The following is a 2,731-nucleotide window of genomic DNA, read 5'->3' as shown; positions in this document are numbered from 1 at the left end:
CTTATGATAATAATTATAGAAGTGTTTTAGTGAAAAATTAATGAGTTTTTACTTGTTTTTTACCACAGTACTTTGTTGCACACAGTATTATTCCTCCATATTTGTTGTAGTTTTAAATTCATTATTTGAACTTTTTACTGTTTCCAAAAAATCTTTCATTTCTTTCGTAAGTAATAAATATTCTTGATTTTTCCAAAATTCCGAACTAAAAGGTTTTTTAAACTTAAAAATATCTTTATTAATTGATTGTTTTTTATTTATTTCAATTTTGTTTTGTTCTAAAACAATAAAAGAATATGATACATTATAAATATTTTTGACACCATCTTTATCAATAACTTCAGTTTCAGCATTTATTTTGGCTTTGTGAATGAAATACTTATTCCAATTAGTATTTTGTTTAAAAAAAATTGATTTCTCATAATTAGTAGTTCTATACTTTATTCCTCTATTTTCTTTATAAGAACTTGTGGTATCTATTTGATTTAAGTGAAACTCTGTAAAAGCATTATTATTTTTGTCTATTAGATAATGTCCTTCGTTTTTAGATTTACTTTCTGACTTTGGAAAAAATGAATATTTTACAAAATTTTTGTCTTTTGATACGTTTTCATTGAAATCATATTCTTTTATATTAAGACCAACTCCTCCAATTTCGTCAAATATTTGCTTTAAATTATACATTTTAAAGTAAACATCTTCTTCGTAAATTCCAGCTTTTCTTACATTCCTTATATTTGACATATAATTTTTTTTTGGCATAGGTTTTTCAGATGTACCAAAAAGTGTTTTTCGATTTACAACACCATACAAATCTTGAATCTTTAATAATTTTCCGTTTTTTCTTATATAACATCTTAAAAAAAATGTTTCTGAATAAGGTTCAGAAGGATAGTTGTCTGCTACAGATTTATAAATTTTTATAATTGGATTTGTATTACTTAAAACAATTTCATCTAATTCCTCAAATTTGCTTTTTAGGAATATTGTGTCATTATTTATTTTGTTAAAAGTCGTGTATATTTGTTCGTAACCAATTAATCTTATTTTAATCGAATCGCTTTCAGACGTGAATGAAAATCGTCCTTCAGAATTTGTTGAAGTGAAATTACTTTTATTATAAATATCAACATATTCAATAGGTTCTTTAGTTTCGTAATTCAGTATAATTCCATTCAATTTATTCTGACTAAATGATTTGTTAATTACTGAAATTATTAATATTAGCAGGATTTTTTTCATATTGTGGGCAACGTTGTTGTACAAGAAAAGTTGCTATTTTTGTGAACGGCTATTTTCCGCAGGAAAATTGTTGTTTGCAAAAAAGCAACTGCCTTTGTTGAAGCACTAATTTAGCAATTTTTTTGTACGGTGTTGCCATTAGTACTATTCGGTTGTTAGCTGAATTGATAGTCCTAATGCATTCGCAAGTAGAGCAAAATTCGATAGTTGAATATCTTCTCCATTTTCAACTCTGGAAATATATGGTCTTTTCTTTCCAACCTTTTCGGCAAGATTCTCCTGTGTCATATGTAATTCCTTTCTGCGGTTTTTAATGATTTCTCCAAAATAGTAAGAAAAAGCATTTTCTCTAAATTCTTCTCGTTCTTTTGAACCTTCTTTTCCATAACGTTTAGAAATCAGTTCTTTTGCACTTATTGATTTTCCCATAATTATTCTTCTTTTAGATATTCTTCTAATATTTTTTCAGCTTGTTTAATTGCCTTTTTATAATCTTTAGTTCCTTTTTTCTGAAATCCACATAAACAAACAGCTTTAGTACATTCGGAAAAATTAAGATGATCGATAGCAAAGAGTACAATTCGATATTCATTTCCAGCTTTAAACCTCAATTCGTAAAATTGTGTCGATTGTAGTTTTTTTAGAAAGTTTGAGTTAATAATTTTAATTTCTCCAATAACTTCAATTAGTTGGAAGAATTTCAGAGTAACTCTATCGTTTTGTTTGTCGATAAATTCCAAACATTCTTCTGTAATATCGATTTCTCTCATATTACAAATGTAACGAATTAGTTACAATTATATTTCATTTCAGACAGAAATATTTTTTCGAAGACGGATTTTTTGTATTGTCCTGATATAGGTTGACCTTTTTTTAGGTTAATTTATACCATTCAAACTATTTTTTTAGCCGTTTAGAAGGCAAAAAATAATTTGAACTAGGTTTGTTTTTAAATTGTTAGTTCAGTCAAATTTACATTATTTTTTCGATACGATTTATATTTGATGTTTGGATTTAAATGTACTTCTGCTGGTTTTCTTAAGTCTAAGCTAAAATGTGTTCTTAAATTGTTGTAAATATCTACAGCCTGTTTAGCTGATTTTTGAGCAATAAGGGTATTTTTAAGACAGTTTCTAAGTCCATATTCATATTTCAAAGTTCTATTGATTCTTTCAGCAATAGCGTTTTCATATGGGTCATATTGCTCTGTCATACTCATTGTTATTCCATTATTTTCAGCAAACTGGGTATATTCTGGGCAACAGTATTGCATACTTCTATCAGAATGATGAATCAATTTTTTCGATGGATATTTTCTATTTTTTAAGGCTATCTTTAAAGCATCTTTACAGAGTGATACTCTCATATGGTCATCTAGTTTATAGCCCATAATTTTCTTAGAGTATGCATCTGTTACAATTGCTAAATAGTTGTGTCCTTTTTCTGTTTTAATGTATGTAATATCACTTACCCAAAGTTGTTCGGGTCT

4 protein-coding genes are annotated in these 2,731 nt (G+C 26.9%); all 4 read right to left on the bottom strand.

Features of this window, described 5'->3' with window-relative positions:
- Positions 1-87: 87 nt before the first annotated feature.
- On the bottom strand, positions 88-1,242 hold the full coding sequence (locus GQS58_RS16730; protein ID WP_166388023.1) for a carboxypeptidase-like regulatory domain-containing protein: 1,155 nt from the start codon (positions 1,240-1,242) through the stop codon (positions 88-90).
- Positions 1,243-1,386: 144 nt separating this feature from the next.
- Positions 1,387-1,671: a helix-turn-helix domain-containing protein gene (locus GQS58_RS16725; protein WP_166388021.1), complete on the bottom strand. Its 285-nt coding sequence runs from the start codon at positions 1,669-1,671 to the stop codon at positions 1,387-1,389.
- Positions 1,672-1,673: 2 nt separating this feature from the next.
- A complete protein-coding gene (locus GQS58_RS16720) occupies positions 1,674-2,012 on the bottom strand; it encodes a type II toxin-antitoxin system RelE/ParE family toxin (protein WP_166388019.1) in 339 nt (112 codons plus the stop codon).
- 179 nt (positions 2,013-2,191) lie between these two features.
- Positions 2,192-2,731, bottom strand: a 540-nt coding sequence (locus tag GQS58_RS16715) for an IS3 family transposase (protein ID WP_166388017.1), incomplete at its 5' end; no start/stop codon positions are given.

Origin of the sequence: Polaribacter sp. 11A2H, from assembly GCF_011379025.1 — a bacterium.
In the GTDB taxonomy this organism is placed as follows: domain Bacteria; phylum Bacteroidota; class Bacteroidia; order Flavobacteriales; family Flavobacteriaceae; genus Polaribacter.
Note: the sequence above shows the minus strand (reverse complement) of the source record. Positions and strands in the feature narration are given on the sequence as shown.